We start from the raw sequence: 18,811 nt of genomic DNA, 5'->3' as shown, positions 1-18,811 counted from the left end.
GGGCCCGGCGACGACGCCCGTCGCGCGGTTTCCGGCCCGGTCGGGTAATCAGGAACGGTGAACAAGGACGCGAGTGACCCCTTCGTGCACGTCCGGGGCGCCAGGGAGAACAACCTGCGGAACATCGACGTCGACGTTCCGCGGAACGCGATGGTCGCCTTCACCGGCGTCTCGGGTTCGGGCAAGTCCTCGCTCGCCTTCGGCACGCTCTACGCGGAAGCCCAGCGGCGCTACTTCGAGTCCGTGGCACCGTACGCCCGAAGGCTGTTGCAACAGGCCGGCGCGCCGCACGTGCGGGAGATCACCGGACTGCCGCCCGCCGTGGCCCTGCAGCAGCGACGCGGGTCGCCCAGCTCGCGCTCGACGGTCGGCACCCTCACCACGCTGTCCAACCTCCTGCGCGTCCTCTACTCCCGCGCCGGTACCTATCCGCCCGGAGCCGCGAGGCTCGAAGCCGAGTCCTTCTCGCCCAACACCGCGGCCGGCGCCTGTCCGGAGTGCCACGGACTGGGCGTCGTGCACGACGTCGCCGAGGACCTCCTCGTCCCGGACCCCTCGCTGAGCATCCGCGAGGGGGCGATCGCCGCCTGGCCGGGAGCCTGGCAGGGCGCCAACCTGCGCAGTGTCGTGAAAGGCCTGGGAATCGACATCGACCGGCCGTGGCGCAGGCTCAGGAAGAAGGACCGGGACTGGCTGCTGTACACGGACGAGCAGCCCTCCGTCCACGTCGAGCCGGAGGAGGGCCGCGTCGACCACGGCTACCAGGGAAGATTCTGGAGCGCCCGCAAGCACGTCATGCACGTCCTCGCCGACTCCAAGAGCGAGAGGACGCGCGAACGGGCGCTCCGGTTCGTCAGGAGCGTGCCCTGCCCCGCGTGCCACGGCAGCGGACTGCGGCCCGAGGCGCTCGCCGTGACCTTCGCCGGACGTTCCCTCGCCGAGATCAACACGATGCCGCTCACCCGGGTCGTGGCCCTGCTGCGCCCCGTCGCGAAGAGGACCGGGGCCGACGCCACCACGTCGACCGCGCGAACCGGGGAGACGACCGAGGCCGCGCTCCGGATCTGCGGCGACCTGGTCGCGCGGATCGACGTCCTGCTCGACCTGGGCCTCGGATACCTCAGCCTCGGGCGCCGCTCGACGACCCTGTCGCCCGGTGAGGCGCAGCGCCTGCGGATCGCCACCCAGTTGCGCTCGGGGCTGTTCGGCGTCGTCTACGTCCTCGACGAACCCTCCGCGGGCCTGCATCCGGCCGACGCGGAACCACTGCTGGAGGTGTTGGACCGGCTCAAGGCGGCGGGCAACTCCCTGTTCGTCGTGGAGCACGACATGGACGTCGTACGGCGGGCGGACTGGGTGGTCGACATCGGCCCGGGCGCGGGCGAGAACGGCGGCCGCGTGCTGTACAGCGGGCCGGTCGCCGGCCTGGAACGGGTCGGCGGGTCGGCCACGGGCCAGTACCTGTTCGGGCGCGCCCGACGCCCCGCCCACCGTCCGCGCACACCGCACGGCTGGCTGCACCTGCGCGGCGTCTCCCGCCACAATCTGCACGACGTGTCCGTCGACGTCCCGCTCCGCGTACTGACTGCGGTGACGGGCGTGTCCGGTTCCGGAAAGTCGACTCTGGTGACACAGGTCCTCGCCGAGGTCGTCCGCGGCCACCTCGGGCTCGTACCCGAGGAGGCCGACGAGGCGCAGGGGGAGGTCGAGGTCCAGGACGCCTCGGGAGCCGAGTCGTTCGACCGGCTGGTACGGGTCGACCAACGGCCCATCGGCCGCACACCCCGGTCCAACCTGGCCACGTACACGGGAATGTTCGACGCGGTGCGCAGGCTGTACGCGGCGACGGACGAGGCCGGGAAGCGCGGCTACACGGCCGGGCGGTTCTCCTTCAACGTGCCCGAAGGGCGGTGCGAAACCTGCCGGGGCGAAGGCTTCGTCACGGTGGAACTGCTGTTCCTCCCCGGCACCTACGCGCCGTGCCCGGCCTGCCGGGGCGCCCGGTACAACCCCGAAACGCTGGAAGTCACCTACCGGGGCAAGAACATCGCGGACGTCCTGGCGCTGTCCGTCGACGCGGCCGCCGAGTTCCTGTCCGCCGTCCCGGCCGCCTCCCGCAGCCTGGAGACGTTGCGCGAGGTGGGACTGGGATACCTGCGCCTCGGCCAGCCCGCGACGGAACTCAGCGGCGGTGAGGCGCAGCGCATCAAACTGGCGACCGAACTGCAGCGGGCCCGCCGCGGGCACGCGCTCTACCTGCTCGACGAGCCGACGGCCGGCCTGCACCCCTCGGACATCGCCCTGCTGCTGCGACAACTGCACCGGCTCGTCGACGCCGGCAACACGGTCGTCCTCGTCGAGCACGACCTGGACACGATCGCCACCGCCGACTGGGTCGTCGACCTCGGGCCGGGCGGCGGCGAAGCGGGCGGACGGGTGATCGCGGCGGGCCCGCCGGCCGAGGTGGCGAAAGCCCGCCGCAGCGTCACCGCGCCCTACCTCGCGGCCCGGCTCGCGCGCTCCTGACGACGGGACGAGAGGCCGAGGACCGGACGGCCGGTCCGGCTGCCGCAGGTCGCCGTGGCGGGAGAGGACCACCCTGCTTACGAAGCGCGTCACGGGGGAAGGAAAACCGTGGCCCCGGGCAGCCCGCGGACATCGCACAGCGGACCCGGCCCGTGATCGACTCCCTATCGAACGGACCTCCTCGCGTGACGACCGCTCCCCTCGAATCCCCGACCACGCGCGTGCCCGGACGGGCTTGGACCGTCCGCCTCACCGGCCACAGCGACCGCACCGCGAGCGTCACCTGCACCTCGTCGTGCACGATGCCCGCCCGCTCCCGCGACCTGGCCTCCCTGCGCGCCTTCGCCGCCCGGCACGCCGCCGCCCACGCCAGGGTGGCCACCGTCCGTCCCGACGCCGCCTGCCACTGCCGCGCCGGGCGCTGCGAGGCGCACCCCGGAGACAAGACGCCGTGCGCGGGCGAGGTGGTGATGATCCTGCGCCACGACCCGGTCGTCGGCCAGGTGTGGATCGTCGAGGAGGTCTGCGCGATGTGCGCGCCCCACATCCCCCACGCCCGGATCCTGGCCCGCGCCGCGGCCCCCACCGGCCGTACCGCCGCCAAGCCGGCCGCCCAGGCCCGGACGCTTCCGCGCCCGAGCGTGCCCAGCCTGTTCTCCTCCGCCGGCGCCGCCGGGGCGGGCGCGGACACGATCCGGCGCCCGCGCAAGCCGCACCGCCGGCCCCGTCAGGGCTGACGCGCCCCCGCAGGGACGGATCCGAGACCGACCGGGTCGGCCGTACGAGCGGCAGGCCCGACTTCGGGGGCGCGTGATCCGGTGTCAGCGCACGAGGACGGCGAGGACGGCGAAGTCGTCGGTGGGCGCCCTGGGGTCGTGCGCGGCGATCTCCTCCTCCAGGAGGCGTACGGTCGCCTCGGCCGAGGCGCCCGCGGTGCGCGTGAGGACCGCGTGCAAGCCCGCCTCGCCGAGCATGACGCCGTCGTCCGAGCGGTGCTCGGTGACGCCGTCGGTGTAGAAGAGCAGCAGGTCGCCGGGGCCCAGCGTGTGGTGGACGGTCCGCAGGCGGGGCTCGTCCACCACTCCGAGGAGGGTGCCCGGGTGGCCGACCGGGACGACGGTGCCGTCGCTCCGGCGCAACAGCGGGTGCGGATGGCCCCCCAGGGCCAGGGCGAGGCGCATACCGGAGCCGTCCGGGCGCAGGGTCGCGCAGGCCGTCGTGCAGAAGCGGCGAGCGGGCGCCGGCTCGTCGAGGAGGGCGGTGTTGACGGCGCGCAGGAGGTCGGCGGGGTCGGCGGCGCTCCGCCCCACCGCGCGGACGGTGTGACGTACGAGGCCGGTGAGCGCCGCGGCCCCCGGCCCCTTGCCGGCGACGTCGCCGACGGTCACCGTCCAGTCCCGGGGACCGCTGGGGAACACGTCGTAGAAGTCCCCGCCCATCAGGGTGCCCTTCTCGCCGGGACGGTGACGGGCGGACAGTTCGAGGCCCGGCACGTCGGGCAGGGCGCGGGGCAGCAGGCTCTCCTGGAGCCTGCGCGCCACCTCCGCCTGCTCGGCGTGGCGGTGGGCGTTCCGGATCGCCGGGGCCGCGCGGTGGGAGAGCTCCCGGGCGAGGGCGACGTCCTCCTCGGTGAAGGGGGAGGACCCGGAAGCGGCCCTCACCAGGACCATGGCCCCGATCACGGTGCCGGACCGGCCCACGGGGACGGCCAGCCAGGAATCCGCGGGTGCCGGGCGGTGCGGCACCCGGCGGTCCTCGCCGGCGTGCGGGGACGGGACCAGGGCGCGGGCGACGTCGGCACCCCGTTCGTGGCGTCCGGTGCGGATGACGGCGCCGACTCCGCCCTCGGAGTCCGGGTGCGGGGGAGACGCCTCGGCCAGGTCGCGCAGTTCCCGCCGCCGGAGCGGGTCGCGGTGGGCCAGGGCGGCCAGGGCCGGCAGGCCGGTGTCGTCGACGAGGTAGAGGAGACAGCCGTCGGCGACATCCGGTACGACGGAGTCCGCGACCGCGTCCATGGTCGCCCCGCGGTCGAGCGAGCTCCCCAGCACGGCACCCGCGTCCGCCAGGATCCGGAGCCGCTCCCGGTCGTCCCCGCCGCTGCTCGCGTCTCCGCCGGGCCGCGCCCCCGTGCGCTCCTCGGCCCGTGTCCGCCGGTCGGCGCACAGCACGAGCAGCAGGCGGTCCTTTCCCAGCCGGAAGGCCCGGTACTCGCGATCCGCCGTGCGGTGGGCTCCTTCCCCGGCCGGGGTGAACACTCCGTGCCCCTCCGGCCGGTCCGTGTTCAGTACGTCCAGGCAGGCCGCGAGGACACCGTCGTCGGCCGTCCGGGACCACAGATCGCCGCGCGGGCCCCCGGCGGGCGCCGCTCCGGCCGTGCGGCCGGAGCGGGCGGCCGCGTTCGCGTACTCGAGACAGAGGTCGACGGCCCGGCCGTCGGCGTCCCGTACCGCCACCGAGATCGAGACGGCGTCCGGCAGGAGCTCGAACGCCCCGGCCAGGAGGCCGTCGGTGGGCCCGTCCTCAGAAGCGTCCGCACGGCCGTCCTCGGCTCCCGGCACTGCCGTCGTCACGCTTTCGCCCCTCTTCTGGCCCGCGGACCGCCGAGCAATAGTTGTCGTGCGACAAGTATTTCACGGTGCGGAGCGAAGTGGGGCGGAAAAGGGGGGTGTTCGTCCGCTTCCCCGGATCCGCACCGTCCTTCGTGACCGGAACCGGCCGCGCGGGGGCCGCGGCGAGCGAGGTGGTTCCCGGCAGGCATGAAGGGGGCCGCACGGGGAAAGCGGAGGGGAATCGTCCTCGATCCCGCACCTGCCTATGAATGACGACCCGGACCAGGCCTCTTCCCCTTCGGCCGACGAAGAGGCGGCCGCCGCGATGCTGGAACTGTGGGAGGACCTGGAACGGCGCCGGGAGCCCGCGGGCCTCGCGTACCGGATACTGGTCCTGCTGGACCACTTCGGACGGCTGACCCCCGGGAGGCTGGCGCACCTGCTCTCCGTGCCGACCACTTCGCTGAGCCGCGTGACCGCCAAGCTCGCACAGACCGGGCTGGTGGCCAGCGCTCCGACGCCGGGCGACGGACGGGGCAGGATCGTCACCGCCACACGTGCCGGTCGGCGGTTGCTCGCCGAGATGCGGGCCGAACGGCTGACCGAGCCGTCCCTCCTCCTGCCGGACCATGCCGAGGACGAAGCCGTACGGGCCGGACTCGTCGGCCTGCTCGCCGCCCTGCAGAGTTCGCTGCGCGACCGCGACGGGGACCGCTGACCCCGTAGGAGCCGGGCTTCCACCCTCCCCGCGGCCCCCTCGCCGCACGCCCACCGGCCCGGCGCGGGTTACACGGCCGCAATACTTGTCATTTGACAAGTATCTGCCCGAGGAACGAATCTGTCGCAGCATCACGAGGCGCGCAGACGGCCTCCGGCATTTCCTCGGAAGGGAGGAACCGTGCACCGATCGGCGCAGTCGCCGGCCTCAGGCCGATTCCGTGACGCTGGCGTCCGTCTCCTCGCGGGGCGACCCGGCACCGGCGACGGTCCGGATCCCGGACAGTCCCCGCACGAGCATGGTCTGCTCGGTCGGGGTCATCTTCCCCAGCAATTCGCGCAGGACCTGCTCGCGACGGGCACGGAACGCACTGAGGTAGCTCGCGCCCCTGCGTGACAGACGCAGCTCCAGCTCGCGGCGGTCGGACGGGTTGTGGCCGCGATCGATGAAGCCCACCGCCTGCAGGCGGTCGCACATCCGGCTGACCGACGACGGCATGGAGTCCAGCTTCTCGGCCAGGGTGCGCAGGTTCACCACTCCCTCGCGCTCCAGCACGTACAGCACGCGCACCTGGGAGGAGGACAGCGGAGCCGTCGACACCGTCTCCCCCTGGGACCACAGCACTTCGAGCAGTTCCAGGACCTCGAGCGCCACGCCGGCGGCGGAGACCTCCGCACCGTTCCGCCGCGATGCTTCCTCCGGTCGCCGAGACATGAGGAGAGCCCCCCTTTCGCATGCGTTCTGAGACTAGGCGGTAACCGGACAATGGACAGATTCATCGCGGTCGAGCGCGCCCTGCGCGCCGCCACGCCCGACGCCCTCCTCCGATCCCTGGAGGAAGGGCTGGTGGCCCATTACGGCGCCACGGACGTCACCCTGCTCATGGCCGACTACGCGACGACCATACTGCAACCGGTCACGGCTCTCCCCTATACGAGGGAACCCGTCCCCGTCCACGACAGCGCCCCGGGCCGGGCCTTCAACTGGCAGTCGCCCCACGTCGAGGGCGCCGGGGGAGACGGCCCGGTCACCGTGCACCTGCCGGTGAGCGTGCGCGGAGACCGCATCGGGGTCCTGAGCCTGCGCCTGCCCGACTGGCAGGAGGGCTCCGGCACCGCCCGGGAGCTGACGGAGATCGCCGAGGTGCTCGGACACGAGATCGTCGTCGGCGAACGCGACACCGACCTCTACCTCCAGGCCCGGCGGGCCGACCGCCTCACCCTCGCCGCCGAGATGCAGTGGCAGCTCCTTCCCGGGCGTTCGTGCGCCCGCCCGGAGTACGACATCGGTGCGCAGCTCGAACCCGCCTACGCGATCTACGGGGACAACTTCGACTGGTCGACGTCGACCCACGACCTCACCCTGACCGTGACCAACGGAATGGGCGAGGGCATCGACGCGGCCCTGCTGACCAACCTCGCGGTCAACGCCCTGCGCAACGCCCGGCGGGCCGGCCTGTCCCTGGCCGACCAGGCCTACCTCGCCGACCAGGCGGTCTACGGCCAGCACCGGGGGGCCCAGCACCTGGCGGTCCTGTTGCTGCGCTTCGACCTCGCCACCGGGGCGACGGAGATCGTGGACGCCGGATCACCGAAGATGTGGCGCGTGAGGCGCGGCAAGGTCGAGCAGATCGAGCTGAACGCCCAGCTTCCCCTGGGCATGTTCGAGGACACCGTCTACACGGCCGAACACTTCCGGACCGAACCGGGCGACCGCCTCGTCTTCGTCAGCGACGGCGTCTACGACGTCGCCTCCCCGTCGGGGGAACGGTACAGCGAACGGGCCCTGGCCCGGGCCCTGACCAGCACCCGGCTCCTGCCCGCCTCTCAGGTCCCCCGCGCCGTCCTCCAGGAGCTCGCCGGTCACCGCGGTGTGATCGACCCCGACGACGACGCCATGGTCGTCTGCCTCGACTGGCGCGGACGGCCGTCGGACTGAGGGCCGGGAGACGGGCGGGCGGCCCGCGCGACACGGCCACGCCCGGGACGTCGGGAACGGTGGACGCTGCCCGCCCCGCCCGCTCGTCACCCGGCGGGGAAAGGGGCACCGTTCCCCTCCGTCCCCGGATGGGGAGGCGGGAACCGGATGCCCGCCCCTTCCCGTCCTTCGTGGTGCGCCGGGGGTCAGGCGTCCAGAAGGGCCTGTTCGAGGGTGGGGTGGCACGGGATGACGGTGTCGACGCCGACGAGGGCCAGAACGCGCCGGACGGCCTCGCCGGCGCCGGCGAGACGCAGCCGACCGCCGCTCTCCCCGATCCGGCGGTGGGCGGTGATGAAGACGTTGATGCCGCTGGAGTCCATGAAGCTCACCCCCGTGAGGTCGGCCACGACCCGTGGTGCCGGTGCCGTTCCTTCGGGGGCCAGGGCCCGGCCGAGAACTTCCCGGGCGGTGTGGTCGATCTCGCCCCGCAGGGTGACGACGCGGACCCCGTCGACCGTGCGGACCGTCGCGGACAGCCGGCCGGGCTGGTCCACTTCCTTGTTGCCGCTCATCGTCTCCTCGCCTGCGTCTACGCTTACCCCCCGGGACGGGGGCAGGTGCGAACGATTGTGCCCCACTCGTCCGGGACCGGGTGCCCCGGGCGGTGACCCGGCCCGCCCCGGCCGGGTAAGGATCATCCGGGCGGGTAGCCGCGCCGCGTGAACGGGAACGAGGACGACGACAGTGGAAGCCCATGCCGATGATCACGCCGACAACGGAACCGAGGCGTTTCTGATGCGCGTGGGCTTCACTCTGGACGGCGACGGCTCCTGCATCGCCGAGGCCCGGCGCCACGCCACCGCCTTCCTGGAAACGGCCCGCACCGAGCACCACCTGCCCGTCTCCGCACGCGCCAGGGACCTGACCGAGCTGGTCGTCAGCGAGCTCGTCACCAACGCCGTCAAATACGCCCCGGGGCCGGTCCTGATGGAGCTGCGCGTCACCGCCGACATGGTGGACGTGGTCATACGGGACGGCGAACGCGGCATCCCCGCGGTCCGTACCGCGGATCCGGGACGGGTGGGCCAGCACGGTCTGGAGATCATCAAGGCGGTCGCCGAGGAGCTGTTCATCGAGCAGGAGGCGGCCGGCAAGCGCATCACCGCCCGTATCGCTCTGGCCGACACCCTCAGCCCGGCGTAGAACGCCGCTCCGGGCCGGACCCCGCCCTCTCGAACCCCGGCCCCTTCGGAATCGACGCGGTCAGGACGGTGGGGGAACGCGCAGGGCGAGCAGGGCGGTGTCGTCGCTGGCCCAGCCGCCGTGGTGGGCGTCGAGAACGGTGGTGAGGTGGGTGATGGTCGCGGCGGCGTCCAGGGCGTGGCTGGCGGCCAGGGCGGTGGCGAGGTCGGCCTCGTCGAAGATCGCCCGGGCTTCCTCGGGAGCGGTGCCGGGGCGGGAGCGGGCTTCGGTGGCGCCGTCGGTGTAGAGCAGCAGCAGGTCACCGGGAGCGAGCTCGAAGGGCACATCGGTCAGGCGGACCGTGTCCATCACGCCCAGCAGGGTGCCCGGCGTGCCGAGGGGCTCGACGCGCCCGTCGGCGCGGCGGACCAGCGCCGGCGGATGTCCGGCCAGCGCGATGACGCCCGACAGCCCGCCGGGGAAGGGCTGGAAGACGGTGCAGACGGCGGTGAGGAAGCGGGAGGCGCTCTGGGCGAGCAGGGCGGTGTTGAGACGGCCCAGCAGATCGGCCGGCGAGTCCGCCTCGCCCGCGTCCGCGCGTACGGTGTAGCGGGCCATGGAGCTGACCTGCGCGGCCTGGACGCCCTTGCCGCACACGTCGCCCAGGACGGCGGCGTAGCGCGTACCACGGGTGTGGAAGAGGTCGTAGAAGTCACCGCCGACCTCGATGTCGGTGCGGTGCCGGTTCGAGGCCGGAAGGTAGGAGGCCGCGGCCTCCACACCGGGAACCTCCCGCAGTCGCGGAGGAAGCAGCGCGGCCTGCAGGCTGTGGGCGAGGTCGGCCGAGCGCTGGTGGGCGGCCCGCGCCGAGGTCAGGCTCTGGCGCAGGTGTATCTCCGCCGCGACCGACCGGGCCAGGGTCTCCAGCGTCGCCAGGTCGGCCGCGGACCAGGCACGCGGGGAGTCGTCGATCACGCAGAAGCTGCCCAGCACGTGCCCCTTGGGGTCGAGCAGGGGGTAACCGGCCCAGGCGCCGATGCTCATCGAGCCCACCGAGGGGTGACCTTCCGTGCGCGGGTCGGCGGCGGCGTCGTCGACGATGAACGGCTGCCCCTCCAGACCCACCAGGAAGTAGCAGAAGCTCTGCTCCACCGGGTTCTGCCGGTCCTCGAGCGCGTCGGCGTCCACACCGACGCACGCCTTCCAGAACGAGCGCTCCGCGTCGACCAGGGTCACGAACACCCGCCCGGACCCGGTGATCCGGGACGCGAGCGAGGCGAGGTCCTCGAAGACCTCCTCGGGCCCGGTGTCCAGCAGGGCGGTGGCCTCCACCGCGGCCAGGCGCGCGGGATCCGACAGCGCGGCCGGCAGGCCGTCCGCCCGCAGCCCACCGGGGAAGTCCATGCTCGCCATCCGTCCAGCCGTCCTTTCCTCGCGCACCGGGGCATCCGTACCAACAAGCGAAGCACACCGGATACTCCTGACCCGCCCCACCGATCCTCCACAACCGCCCGGAAACCCCGGAGGGAGCGAGGGAGCGGAGGGAAGGCGGCGGGCTTCCGCTCAGGATCACCGGGGCCGGCGAGGCACGGCGCAGGTCGGCGTCCCACCCGGCAGCCGGTGGCGATGGGCCGCCACGACCCGGTAGATCCGCCGGGCGACCCACCGCACACCGGGCAACAAGAGCGTCCGCCCCGACAGCGCCCAGATTCCCCCCGCGCTCACGAGCGCCTTCGCGACGGCTCGCGAGCCACCGTCCACCTCTCCCGCCGGCGTCACCCACACCACCTCGTACGCGGCACGCTCCCGGGTGACGCCCAGGGCGTCGAGGTCCGCGAACTGCCACGGGACGACGTCGCAGCGAGGTCGTACGCGCCGTTCGGTGAAACGCGCCGCCGTCGTACAGAAGCCGCAGTCTCCGTCATAGACGAGCACAGGCCGAGAACGCATGCCCCCATCATCCCGCGCCGTGCCCCGCCGGCCGAAGCCGGAAGCGGACGGGATCAGATGCCGGTGGACGCGGTGACGGGGACCGCGGTCTCCCAGGAGAAGCCGTCGGGGTCGGTGAAGGGGCCGGTGGCGCCGCCGAGGACCACGCGGTGCGAACCGGAGCCGTCGGCGGGGACGCCGAGGTCCCGGGCCAGACCGCGCCGCTTGTAGAGGGCGAGCTTGACGGGGCTGGAGGCGTCGGCGGTGAACTCGGCGTACTTGCCGCCGAAGCTCCTGCCCACGCCCAGGCCCCTCTCGACGTAGAACCGCTTGCTCGCCTTCACGTCCTCGACGCCCAGGAGGAGCACGGTCTCGTCGATCCTCCGGGTGGCGGGCCCGTCGTCCTTCCTGGCGGAGGTGGCGATCTTCCAGATGGTCCCGTCCGGGGCCCGCAGGACGCCGCCGTAGCCCCACAGGGACCTGTCGGCGGGCTTGAGCGCGGTGGCCCCCGCGGCGAGCGCGGACTCGACGAGGCTGTCGACGTCGGCCGGCCGGGAGACGGTCAGGGCCAGGGTGAACCCGCGGAAACCCTCGGTCGGGGTCTCGCAGGCCCGCAGGCGCAGTGCGGCGGGGCCGAGTCCGAAGGCGTCGTCGTAGAACCGGGCGGCGGTCGCGGGGTCGGCCACCTCGAGGGTGACGGATGTGAGGGAGGTCATGCCGCCCACGCCAGGCCCGGCGTGCTCGCCGGGGCTTCTCCGTTCCTGACCGATCCCGGCCCGGCGGGAGGGGCCACCGGTGTGATCGGCACCGTCTCGGGTAGCGGGTGGACATGTTCAAACATCGACGTGTACGGGTCGCGTGCGTGCTGCTGGTCGGATGGGTGGCGCTGACTTTCGTGGAATGGCGGGTGGAACAGGCGCCCTGGCGCACATCCGTGGTGAGCGGGTTCCTGATGGCGTGCGTGGTGGCGGGCACCTGGTGGTTCGCCGAGATGACACAGGGCCTGTCCTCACGCACACGCGGGAACCGCCGAACGGTGGAGCCCGCCGCCGACGATCGTCCCGGCGAAGGAACGAGGCGCGTACATCCGGCCGGCGTGCCCTCCGGTGGCACGGAGGACGACACACGTCACTGACGGTCCGGCCACGGCCCTCTCGCCGGCGGACGCGCCCCGTAGGCGGCTCCGTGACTCCCCGGCGACCGGCGCGGTGAGCTCGGCGGAAAGGTCACGGTGGCCCGGGCGGAGGTGCTCGACAGGGTGGAGTGCCTGGCCGAGGAGTGCGCCGACGTGAGGGCCGTCAAGGGCGCGGACGATCAGAACGGCCGCGGCCCCTGTTCGTGACGAACCGGAGGCCGCGTGGCAGACGGAGCCGGTGGGAGCGGGCGGAAGGACTCGACCGGAGAAGAGCCCCGACCGTTCGCGGTTCCCACGTCCTCTTCCCACGGAAGTGGAACGCGGCGCCCGTTTGACCGAGGCGGCGCAAGGCGTGGTCCAGCCCCTCAGCCCCGCCGGTGACCCGGTGAACCCTCCGAGGGATCCCTTCCGGTCACTCTTCCCCGGAGAAGCGCTCCCAGGCCGACTGGCGGGTGATGCCCAGCGCCTGTCCGACCCTGGCCCAGGTCACGCCGCGGCGCCGGAGCTCCGTGACCCACATGCGCAGATCGTCCTCGACCTGGTCGGCCAGTGCCGCGACGCGGGGCAGCCGCTCCAGCATCTCGGCGTCGGTCAGCTCGCCCCACATCGGCATCCGCAGCTCGGTCGGGCCCGGGCGGTACTCGGCGACGATCGAGGCGGCCAGGTCCACGCAGTCGGTGCAGATGTTCACCCCGGGGCCGGCGACCAGCTTGGTCACCTCGGCCTCGGGCCTGGCGCAGAACGAGCACGCCCGGCCGTCGCGGTCCGTCGTTTCGGCGAGCATCGCGCACTCCCTCACTGGCGGCCCGTCCGTCAGGCCGATCCTGACACGCAGGGTAGGAGTGTCAGGGGCAGCCTGACAAGGAAGGGTCGTTGCCGTCGAGCCGAACCGCCCCTTCCCGGTCTCCTCACCGTTGAACTCGGCACTGTCGGATCGGTGAAACCGCTTCCGGGTTCTCCGACGCCACCGGTCCGTGCGCTCAGCAGGCCTTCCTGGCCATACGGGAGAACGGATCGGTCTGCGCCCCTCGAACGCGGTGTGCCAGTCGGCGGGCGGCGTGCACGCTGCGACGCGTCAGACAGAACTCGCCCGCCGAGACGTGGCACGTCGGGCAGGGCTCGGCGAAAGCGCCGTGCTGGAACCTGCGGTGCGTCTCGTAGGTGGCGTCCAGCATCGCGTCGAACGCCGAAGACGGAAGAGCGGCGGGAGCGGGGGTGACCGTGCGCACCGGCCGGTGGGGGAGGGGCAGGACCGTGGTGGAGCTCATGACGGGCATCTCCTCGTACGGTACGGGTGCGAGACCATGGGTCCTCGCACCCGTGCGTGGAAAGGGCGGCGATTCTCCCTGCCTACCCGCATGACCGCAGCTCAGACGCCGCTCATATGATTTTCGGGGCGCCGGTGGTTTGACGATCACCGAAGTTCCCAGGCCGCTGCCGGGGCCCCGGCCGTCGGCCGGGGTCAGCCGCCGCAGGCGGACCGGATCTTGGAGGAGTCGCCGCGCGGGAAGAAGTGGCCGCGGTGGGCGAACTCGAGCATCGAGCCGCGGATCGTCTGCCCGGCGGGCGTCGCGTTGACGAGGTCGACGAGCTGGGTGAAGACCGCCTTCTGCCGGGCGGGGGAGCCGAGCGGGTCGTTGAAGACGGGCCCGTTGACGACCGGCTCGACGGGCGCGGCGGTCGCCCGGGGCGCGGGCGCGGCGACGAGCAGTCCGACGACGGTGAGCAGCGCGGCGAGGACCCGGGCGGGGCCGCCGGGCCGACGGCGACCCGGCGTACCCGTACGCGGCCGGAGGCGGGAACCGGAGGGTGAAGGGCGACCGCATGCAAAGGACATGGCAGCGACCGTCTCGCGGCGGGCCGGCATCTCCCGGACCGTCCGCCCCGCCCCAACTCCCTTTGATTCCCCGCGAGGTGGCTTCAGGCAGGTTCCAGGCCGGCTTCGACCCGGTGGTGGCCGGCCGCCGCCAGGGCGTCCTTCACCTCGCGTACGACGCGGGCCGCGTCCGCGGGGTCGTTCACCACGTCCGTACGGTTCATGTCGACGACGAGGACGTCACTGGCCGAGTAGTGGAGGTGGACCCAGTCGTCGTAGCCGGACCACAGCGTCCGGTAGTACTCGACGAGGCCCGCGTCCTGCTCGAAGTCGCGGCCCCTGAGCCCGATGCGGCGCAGCACCGTCTCGAAGTCGGCCCGGAGGTAGACCATCAGGTCGGGCGCCTTGCGGTAGGGCAGGCCGTCGATCTCGCGCATCATCTCGTCGAGCAGCCCCTCGTACACCCGCATCTCCAGGGCGCTGATGCGGCCGAGGTCGTGGTTGACCTTGGCGAAGTACCAGTCCTCGTAGATCGAGCGGTCCAGGACGTTGTTCCCCTGCTTGTACGCCTGCTTGATCGAGGCGAACCGCGTCTGCAGGAAGTAGAGCTGGAGCAGGAACGGGTAGCGCTTCGCCCGGATCTCCTCGGGCGTCGCCGTGTAGAAGAGCGGGAGGATCGGGTTGTCGTCCACGCTCTCGTAGAAGACCTCGCTCCCCAGTTCCCTGGCGAGCAGCTCGGCGACGCTCGTCTTGCCGATACCGATCATGCCGCCGACGCAGATCACTGCCATTCCTCACTTCTCCCTGGCCTCCCGCACCCCGCGGGCGCACGAGCGGCCGGTACATCACCGGCCTCGCCAACACTACATCTGGGCAGGCGATACTCTCGCCACCCCAGATGTGGGGGTGGGTGGAGCATCCGGGACGTCATCCGGGCAAGGGTCCGGACGATGACGCGACCGGGCCGGCCCCTTCGGCCGCCCCCGGCGTGACGGCGGCGCCGTCGAGCGCGTGGCGCGCGGCCCGGTCCGGCTCGCCGCCATCGGCCGGCGGCGGCCCGACCGCGCCTTGGTGCCGCTCGAAGGAACCCCGTCGGCCTTTCCCGGGTGTACTGTCCCGCCGTGAGCGAGACTCGGGTGGGGGAATGGCTGGTCGACGAGGCCGCTCCGCTGGGAAGCGGACAGTTCGCGCGGGTGCTTCCCGCTCGGCGGGTGCGGCCGGGTCTGGACGGGCACGTCGAGCACCGGGCGGTGAAGATCTACCACGTCCGGGGAGACGCGGAGCAGCGCCGGCGCGCGCTGGAGGAGATCCGGATCCAGGAACGGCTGATGGGATGCCCGCACGCGGTGGCGTACGTCGACGCCTTCCTCGCGCCGGAGGGGCCGTTCGCCGGCTGTCTGGTGCAGGTGATGGAGCTGGGCGACCGCGCGCTCGGTGACCACCTGGACGCGGCCGGTCCGCTGCCGCCGCACGAGGCCGCCGCGGTTCTCGCCGGTGTGGCCGAGGCCCTGGAACACGTGCACGGCCGGGGACTGGTGCACGCGGACCTGAAGCCGGGCAACATCGTGCGCTGTCGCGGTCTGTGGAAGATCGCCGACTTCAACGTGGCCACGGCCCTGCGGGAGACCGTGGCGTGGGACCTGGGCGGCACGCCCTCCTACATGTCGCCCCAGCGTCTCCGTGCACCCGGCTCGGGACCGCGTGAGGTGCGGCCCGCCGACGACATGTGGTCCCTCGGCGTGGTCCTCGGACAGTGCGTCCTCGGAAGGCTTCCCTCGCGTCTCGCCGTACCGAGCGAGGAGGGGGCGCTGCGGCTGGCGGGCGAGGTCGTGGAAGCGCTCGCGGCCACCGGCGCCGACCCGGTGACGGCTTCCCTCGTGGGGGAGTTGCTGTCACCCGATCCCGGGAGCCGGCCGACCGCCCGGCAGGCCGCGCGGCGGCTGCGTGACCTGGCGACGGCGGAACCGCTCGCCCCCACCCTCCCGCTTCCGCACGCGACGTTCGCGGTGGCCTCCTACGGCGATCCGCACCTGGAGGTCTTCGCCGCCGATCCCCGGGGCCTGTGCCACGGCTGGAACGTGGGCGACGGCTGGAGCGGCTGGCACGGCCTGAACGCCCCCGCTCCCGCCCGCGCCCTGGCGGCGGGATCCCCCGTGCCGTACCGGCAGCACCTGTGGCTCCTGGGCCACGACGGGCGACTGTGGCGACGGACCCTGACCGTGGACCCGAAGACCTGCGTGCCGATCGGGGACTGGTCGGGATGGGAGGACGACGGGCCGACGCCCGGCACGGCCCCGCTGACCGACGTCGCCGCCACCGGAGCCCCGTGGACCCCGCACCGGCTGTACGCCGTCGACCGGGACGGCGGCGGCTGGCAGCGCGGCCAGGAGGACGACGGACGGTGGACGTCCTGGTCGCCGCTGCCCGGCGCCCCCGCCGGCCTGGTGTCCGTACGCCCCGGGGTGGCCTGCGGCACCCTCGCGGCCGTCGACCGGTCGGGCACCCTCCTGTACAGCCCGGGCCCCGCCGCCGGCCGCTGGCGCCGCGTCCTGGACGACGAACACGCCCCGGTGAGCGCCGCGGTGCCGCTGCCCGACGAGGCCCTGGTCGTCCTCGGCGGCGGCCACTGCGTCCTCCACCCCGGCGGCCTGGCCTCCGGCCCCTTCCCCGTGCCGCCGCCGGGCCGGTACACCCGGCTCGACGGCACCTCGCGCTGGAACGGACACATCGAACTCGTCCTCGGCGACGACGAGGGCCGGCTGGTGCACACCTGGGCCATGCGCGACTCCGCCGGGTGGTGGCGGTGGGACGACCGGTGGTGGGACCTGCGCGAGACCGCACCGCGCTGACCGGCCGCTCCCGCGGTCCGGACAGCGCTGCGACCGGACGGCGGGGAGAGCCGGCGGTCCTGCCCGAGCAGGTCGTCGAGCGCCGGTGTCGGCGTCTTCGCGGCCGAGACGCGTACGGTCCATCGGCCGGGGCACGGAGCGGTCGGCGTCGGCCCCCCGACCCGGCGCGGTTCCTCCCGGCCGGTCTCGGAACGTACGCCGACGCGCGCGCTCCAAGACCGGCGGTACGGGCATGTGCCCCGGCCGGTGGCAGGACACGTCCACTCGTCTGCGGTATGCCCGGGGCATGGGCCTCCGCTGGCGAGCATTCACCTCCCTTTCCGCCCGGCGCGGTAGGCGGTCGCTGCTCGCCGTCCCTTTCGCGTTGATCGTGGCGGTCACCGTCGCGGACGTCCTCCTGCCGCCCGAGGTCCATCTGGGGCCCTTCCTGATCGCCGCGCCCGCGGTGACGGCGTCGTTCGCGGGACCGCGCGTGACGGCCCTCGTGGGCGCGGTTGCCGTCCGGCCGTGAACAGGAGCTGCCCGGACTCGTCGGGCACCTGGAGGCGGCGGTGGGCTCGGCGGAGGAGCCCGAGCAGGCGGAGGAAGCCGGAGCGGAGAGCGAGGAGGCCTCCGACGAGACGCACGAGGCCTTCGTCACCGCGCTGGTGCTCGACGTTCCCGATCACGAACCCGTCGTACGCCTCGTGAACTGCGGATACCCGCCACCGCTGCTCCTGAGCCGGGGACGAGTCGTTCCCCTCGGCGCGGACAATGCGTATCCGCCCCTGGAGCTGTCGGACGTGCTGTCTCCGGAGGTGACGGCGGACAGCTTCGCCTTCGAAACCGGCGACGTCCTCCTTCTCCACACGGACGGTGTCCTCGAGGCCCGCGACCGTTCACGCCCCTTCCACCCACTGACCGAGCGGCTCACCGCGTGGGCCGGAGCCGGTCCGCAGGCCCTGCTCGACCTCCTGCAGGACGATCTCCACGCGCACGCGGGAGACCGCCTGGGCGACGACGCGGCCCTGGTCGCCGTCGAACGGCTCCCCCCGGCCGGGTGATTGGGGGCGGGGGAGGCGTAGGGGACGCCGCCGCGGTCCTCGGGGCGGCGGGGCGGACGAGCGGGAGAGCGCCGCTCCTGGCCGGCGTCCGTGTGACTTGCCCTGTTTCGCGTTCGAGCGTGGGTGTGGGACGCTGAAGGAACGTGAGACCGGCCGCCGCGATGGACTGCGGCCTTTGGGATGCGGGAGTTGCCCCCACTCCGGGCACTCGGATCCCGCCATCGTCGTCCGCCCCCTCTTCCTCGGATCGGGGGCGTCTCGTCTGTGGGCTCATCAACCCCCCGGAAGGGGGCGCGCCCAGCATGGACATCACCACCACGATCGTCGGCACGACCGCCCGCATCACCCCGTACGGGGAGATCGACTTCCACACCCTGTCCCCGTTGCGCATGGCCGTGGAACGGCTGCCGGCACACGTCGACGGCCTGCTGTGGGACCTGGAGCACCTCTCCTTCACCGACGTCGCCGGCCTGCGTCTGTTCTTCGGTCCCGCCCCGCAGGGCGACCCGTACCGCAGGGTGACGGTGACAGGTCTGCACGAGCAGCCCCTGCAACTCCTGCTCCTTGCCGCCGACCTGTTCCCCGCGGCCTACGACGTCTTCCGGCTGATTCCCGACACTCCCGCCGGCCTTGTGGCTCGCAGGCTCTGAGCCGTTCCGGAACCGGCACCTCCGCGTCAGGACGGCCCGTGTCCGTGGCGCACCGACCGCCACTTCGTCCTCTGCGTACGTCTCCTGCCGCAACGATCCCGGCCGATCCCAGCCGATTCCCGGAAGACCAGGTGTGTGGATGGCGGGATCAGGGGCATGCGGGGGTCTGAGCGAAGGGATTCGCTCCGGACAGGAAAGGCCTGCCGGATTCCCCCTCCGGCAGTTCGGGTGGTGAAGCGGCCCGCACCGTGAGGTGCGGGCCGCTTCGGCGTCCGGGCCGGTGAGGCGGCGTGGGCCGGGCGTTCTTGCGGCTCCCACCGGGCCCGTCCCGGGAGCCGACGGCGGTTTCCCGTCGACCGCACCTCGCCGACAAGCTGTCCGGGCATCACCGGGAAGATCCTTCTCCGGGAGACGCGAAAATCCGTGGACGGACCCGTGGCGGATCGCCTACCGTCCGACTTCACGCCCTGGGACGAACGGAAGGAGGCGAGTGC

At 73.0% G+C, this 18,811-nt stretch carries 20 protein-coding genes; 10 read left to right on the top strand and 10 right to left on the bottom strand.

Annotation, left to right across the window (positions count from 1 at the left end):
* Window positions 1-57 precede the first annotated feature (57 nt).
* Both uvrA and ACFYNX_RS11075 read left to right on the top strand, forming a co-directional pair.
* Window positions 58-2,526 (top strand): excinuclease ABC subunit UvrA, encoded by a 2,469-nt coding sequence (gene uvrA, locus ACFYNX_RS11080; protein ID WP_388660097.1) that lies wholly within the window; start codon window positions 58-60, stop codon window positions 2,524-2,526.
* A gap of 185 nt (window positions 2,527-2,711) precedes the next feature.
* On the top strand, window positions 2,712-3,263 hold the full coding sequence (locus ACFYNX_RS11075) for a hypothetical protein (protein WP_388660094.1): 552 nt from the start codon (window positions 2,712-2,714) through the stop codon (window positions 3,261-3,263).
* Window positions 3,264-3,347: 84 nt separating this feature from the next.
* Here the strand turns inward: ACFYNX_RS11075 and ACFYNX_RS11070 are convergent, their stop codons facing one another.
* Entirely contained in the window at window positions 3,348-5,096 is a 1,749-nt protein-coding gene (locus ACFYNX_RS11070; RefSeq protein WP_388660091.1) for a PP2C family protein-serine/threonine phosphatase, read from the bottom strand.
* A gap of 244 nt (window positions 5,097-5,340) precedes the next feature.
* Between ACFYNX_RS11070 and ACFYNX_RS11065 the strand changes: the two genes are divergently transcribed.
* The gene (locus ACFYNX_RS11065) at window positions 5,341-5,793 is read left to right on the top strand and encodes a MarR family transcriptional regulator (protein ID WP_388660088.1); all 453 of its coding nucleotides are present in this window, start codon (window positions 5,341-5,343) and stop codon (window positions 5,791-5,793) included.
* Window positions 5,794-6,000: 207 nt separating this feature from the next.
* On the opposite strand, the gene ACFYNX_RS11060 is transcribed toward ACFYNX_RS11065, so the two are convergent.
* Window positions 6,001-6,447, bottom strand: coding sequence for a MarR family transcriptional regulator (locus tag ACFYNX_RS11060; RefSeq protein WP_365542115.1), 447 nt, complete (start codon window positions 6,445-6,447; stop codon window positions 6,001-6,003).
* Between the two features lie 111 nt (window positions 6,448-6,558).
* Between ACFYNX_RS11060 and ACFYNX_RS11055 the strand changes: the two genes are divergently transcribed.
* Window positions 6,559-7,731 carry a PP2C family protein-serine/threonine phosphatase gene (locus tag ACFYNX_RS11055; RefSeq protein ID WP_365542114.1) on the top strand — a complete coding sequence of 391 codons (1,173 nt, stop codon included), beginning with the start codon at window positions 6,559-6,561 and terminating at the stop codon, window positions 7,729-7,731.
* 185 nt (window positions 7,732-7,916) lie between these two features.
* Here the strand turns inward: ACFYNX_RS11055 and ACFYNX_RS11050 are convergent, their stop codons facing one another.
* Window positions 7,917-8,285: an STAS domain-containing protein gene (locus ACFYNX_RS11050; protein WP_388660084.1), complete on the bottom strand. Its 369-nt coding sequence runs from the start codon at window positions 8,283-8,285 to the stop codon at window positions 7,917-7,919.
* Between the two features lie 172 nt (window positions 8,286-8,457).
* Here ACFYNX_RS11050 and ACFYNX_RS11045 point away from each other — a divergent pair, with 172 nt between their 5' ends.
* Entirely contained in the window at window positions 8,458-8,916 is a 459-nt protein-coding gene (locus tag ACFYNX_RS11045) for an ATP-binding protein (protein WP_388660081.1), read from the top strand.
* A gap of 60 nt (window positions 8,917-8,976) precedes the next feature.
* Here ACFYNX_RS11045 and ACFYNX_RS11040 read toward each other — a convergent pair whose 3' ends face one another.
* The 3 genes from ACFYNX_RS11040 to ACFYNX_RS11030 form a co-directional block, all read right to left on the bottom strand.
* Window positions 8,977-10,308, bottom strand: coding sequence for a PP2C family protein-serine/threonine phosphatase (locus tag ACFYNX_RS11040; protein ID WP_388660078.1), 1,332 nt, complete (start codon window positions 10,306-10,308; stop codon window positions 8,977-8,979).
* A 156-nt stretch (window positions 10,309-10,464) separates the two neighbouring features.
* A complete protein-coding gene (locus ACFYNX_RS11035) occupies window positions 10,465-10,845 on the bottom strand; it encodes a thiol-disulfide oxidoreductase DCC family protein (protein WP_388660075.1) in 381 nt (126 codons plus the stop codon).
* A gap of 53 nt (window positions 10,846-10,898) precedes the next feature.
* Complete coding sequence (locus tag ACFYNX_RS11030) at window positions 10,899-11,540, bottom strand: glyoxalase (RefSeq protein WP_388660072.1); 642 nt, start codon at window positions 11,538-11,540, stop codon at window positions 10,899-10,901.
* Window positions 11,541-11,653: 113 nt separating this feature from the next.
* On the opposite strand from ACFYNX_RS11030, the gene ACFYNX_RS11025 reads away from it, so the two are divergent.
* Window positions 11,654-11,959: a hypothetical protein gene (locus ACFYNX_RS11025; protein WP_388660069.1), complete on the top strand. Its 306-nt coding sequence runs from the start codon at window positions 11,654-11,656 to the stop codon at window positions 11,957-11,959.
* 412 nt (window positions 11,960-12,371) lie between these two features.
* Here ACFYNX_RS11025 and ACFYNX_RS11020 read toward each other — a convergent pair whose 3' ends face one another.
* The 4 genes from ACFYNX_RS11020 to ACFYNX_RS11005 all read right to left on the bottom strand — a co-directional run bounded on the left by ACFYNX_RS11020 (window position 12,372) and on the right by ACFYNX_RS11005 (window position 14,566).
* Entirely contained in the window at window positions 12,372-12,743 is a 372-nt protein-coding gene (locus ACFYNX_RS11020; RefSeq protein WP_388660066.1) for a ClpX C4-type zinc finger protein, read from the bottom strand.
* Window positions 12,744-12,939: 196 nt separating this feature from the next.
* Complete coding sequence (locus tag ACFYNX_RS11015) at window positions 12,940-13,227, bottom strand: hypothetical protein (protein ID WP_365542102.1); 288 nt, start codon at window positions 13,225-13,227, stop codon at window positions 12,940-12,942.
* A 194-nt stretch (window positions 13,228-13,421) separates the two neighbouring features.
* Window positions 13,422-13,796 (bottom strand): hypothetical protein, encoded by a 375-nt coding sequence (locus ACFYNX_RS11010; RefSeq protein WP_388660063.1) that lies wholly within the window; start codon window positions 13,794-13,796, stop codon window positions 13,422-13,424.
* A gap of 83 nt (window positions 13,797-13,879) precedes the next feature.
* The gene (locus ACFYNX_RS11005) at window positions 13,880-14,566 is read right to left on the bottom strand and encodes a deoxynucleoside kinase (RefSeq protein ID WP_388660060.1); all 687 of its coding nucleotides are present in this window, start codon (window positions 14,564-14,566) and stop codon (window positions 13,880-13,882) included.
* 330 nt (window positions 14,567-14,896) lie between these two features.
* Here ACFYNX_RS11005 and ACFYNX_RS11000 point away from each other — a divergent pair, with 330 nt between their 5' ends.
* The 4 genes from ACFYNX_RS11000 (at window position 14,897) to ACFYNX_RS10985 (ending at window position 18,317) form a co-directional block, all read left to right on the top strand.
* Window positions 14,897-16,624 (top strand): protein kinase, encoded by a 1,728-nt coding sequence (locus ACFYNX_RS11000; protein WP_388660057.1) that lies wholly within the window; start codon window positions 14,897-14,899, stop codon window positions 16,622-16,624.
* 370 nt (window positions 16,625-16,994) lie between these two features.
* Window positions 16,995-17,135 (top strand): hypothetical protein, encoded by a 141-nt coding sequence (locus ACFYNX_RS10995; RefSeq protein ID WP_388660055.1) that lies wholly within the window; start codon window positions 16,995-16,997, stop codon window positions 17,133-17,135.
* Window positions 17,119-17,667 (top strand): PP2C family protein-serine/threonine phosphatase, encoded by a 549-nt coding sequence (locus ACFYNX_RS10990; RefSeq protein ID WP_388660052.1) that lies wholly within the window; start codon window positions 17,119-17,121, stop codon window positions 17,665-17,667. Before ACFYNX_RS10995 ends, ACFYNX_RS10990 begins: the two co-directional genes overlap by 17 nt.
* 302 nt (window positions 17,668-17,969) lie before the next feature.
* Window positions 17,970-18,317, top strand: coding sequence for an STAS domain-containing protein (locus tag ACFYNX_RS10985; protein ID WP_388660050.1), 348 nt, complete (start codon window positions 17,970-17,972; stop codon window positions 18,315-18,317).
* Window positions 18,318-18,811 lie beyond the last annotated feature (494 nt).

The organism is Streptomyces sp. NPDC007872, from assembly GCF_042868165.1.
GTDB lineage: Bacteria > Actinomycetota > Actinomycetes > Streptomycetales > Streptomycetaceae > Streptomyces.
The sequence above is the reverse complement of the archived record's forward strand: the minus strand, read 5'-3'. Positions and strand labels throughout refer to the sequence as shown.

Bases quoted from the DNA above. Each gene is read 5' to 3' on its own strand.
- ACFYNX_RS11065 (WP_388660088.1), top strand. From the start codon at position 5,341: ATGAATGACGACCCGGACCAGGCCTCTTCCCCTTCGGCCGACGAAGAG.
- ACFYNX_RS11055 (WP_365542114.1), top strand. From the start codon at position 6,559: ATGGACAGATTCATCGCGGTCGAGCGCGCCCTGCGCGCCGCCACGCCC.
- ACFYNX_RS11050 (WP_388660084.1), bottom strand. From the start codon at position 8,285: ATGAGCGGCAACAAGGAAGTGGACCAGCCCGGCCGGCTGTCCGCGACG.
- ACFYNX_RS11040 (WP_388660078.1), bottom strand. From the start codon at position 10,308: ATGGCGAGCATGGACTTCCCCGGTGGGCTGCGGGCGGACGGCCTGCCG.
- ACFYNX_RS11035 (WP_388660075.1), bottom strand. From the start codon at position 10,845: ATGCGTTCTCGGCCTGTGCTCGTCTATGACGGAGACTGCGGCTTCTGT.
- ACFYNX_RS11030 (WP_388660072.1), bottom strand. From the start codon at position 11,540: ATGACCTCCCTCACATCCGTCACCCTCGAGGTGGCCGACCCCGCGACC.
- ACFYNX_RS11025 (WP_388660069.1), top strand. From the start codon at position 11,654: ATGTTCAAACATCGACGTGTACGGGTCGCGTGCGTGCTGCTGGTCGGA.
- ACFYNX_RS11020 (WP_388660066.1), bottom strand. From the start codon at position 12,743: ATGCTCGCCGAAACGACGGACCGCGACGGCCGGGCGTGCTCGTTCTGC.
- ACFYNX_RS11015 (WP_365542102.1), bottom strand. From the start codon at position 13,227: ATGAGCTCCACCACGGTCCTGCCCCTCCCCCACCGGCCGGTGCGCACG.
- ACFYNX_RS11010 (WP_388660063.1), bottom strand. From the start codon at position 13,796: ATGTCCTTTGCATGCGGTCGCCCTTCACCCTCCGGTTCCCGCCTCCGG.
- ACFYNX_RS11005 (WP_388660060.1), bottom strand. From the start codon at position 14,566: ATGGCAGTGATCTGCGTCGGCGGCATGATCGGTATCGGCAAGACGAGC.
- ACFYNX_RS10985 (WP_388660050.1), top strand. From the start codon at position 17,970: ATGGACATCACCACCACGATCGTCGGCACGACCGCCCGCATCACCCCG.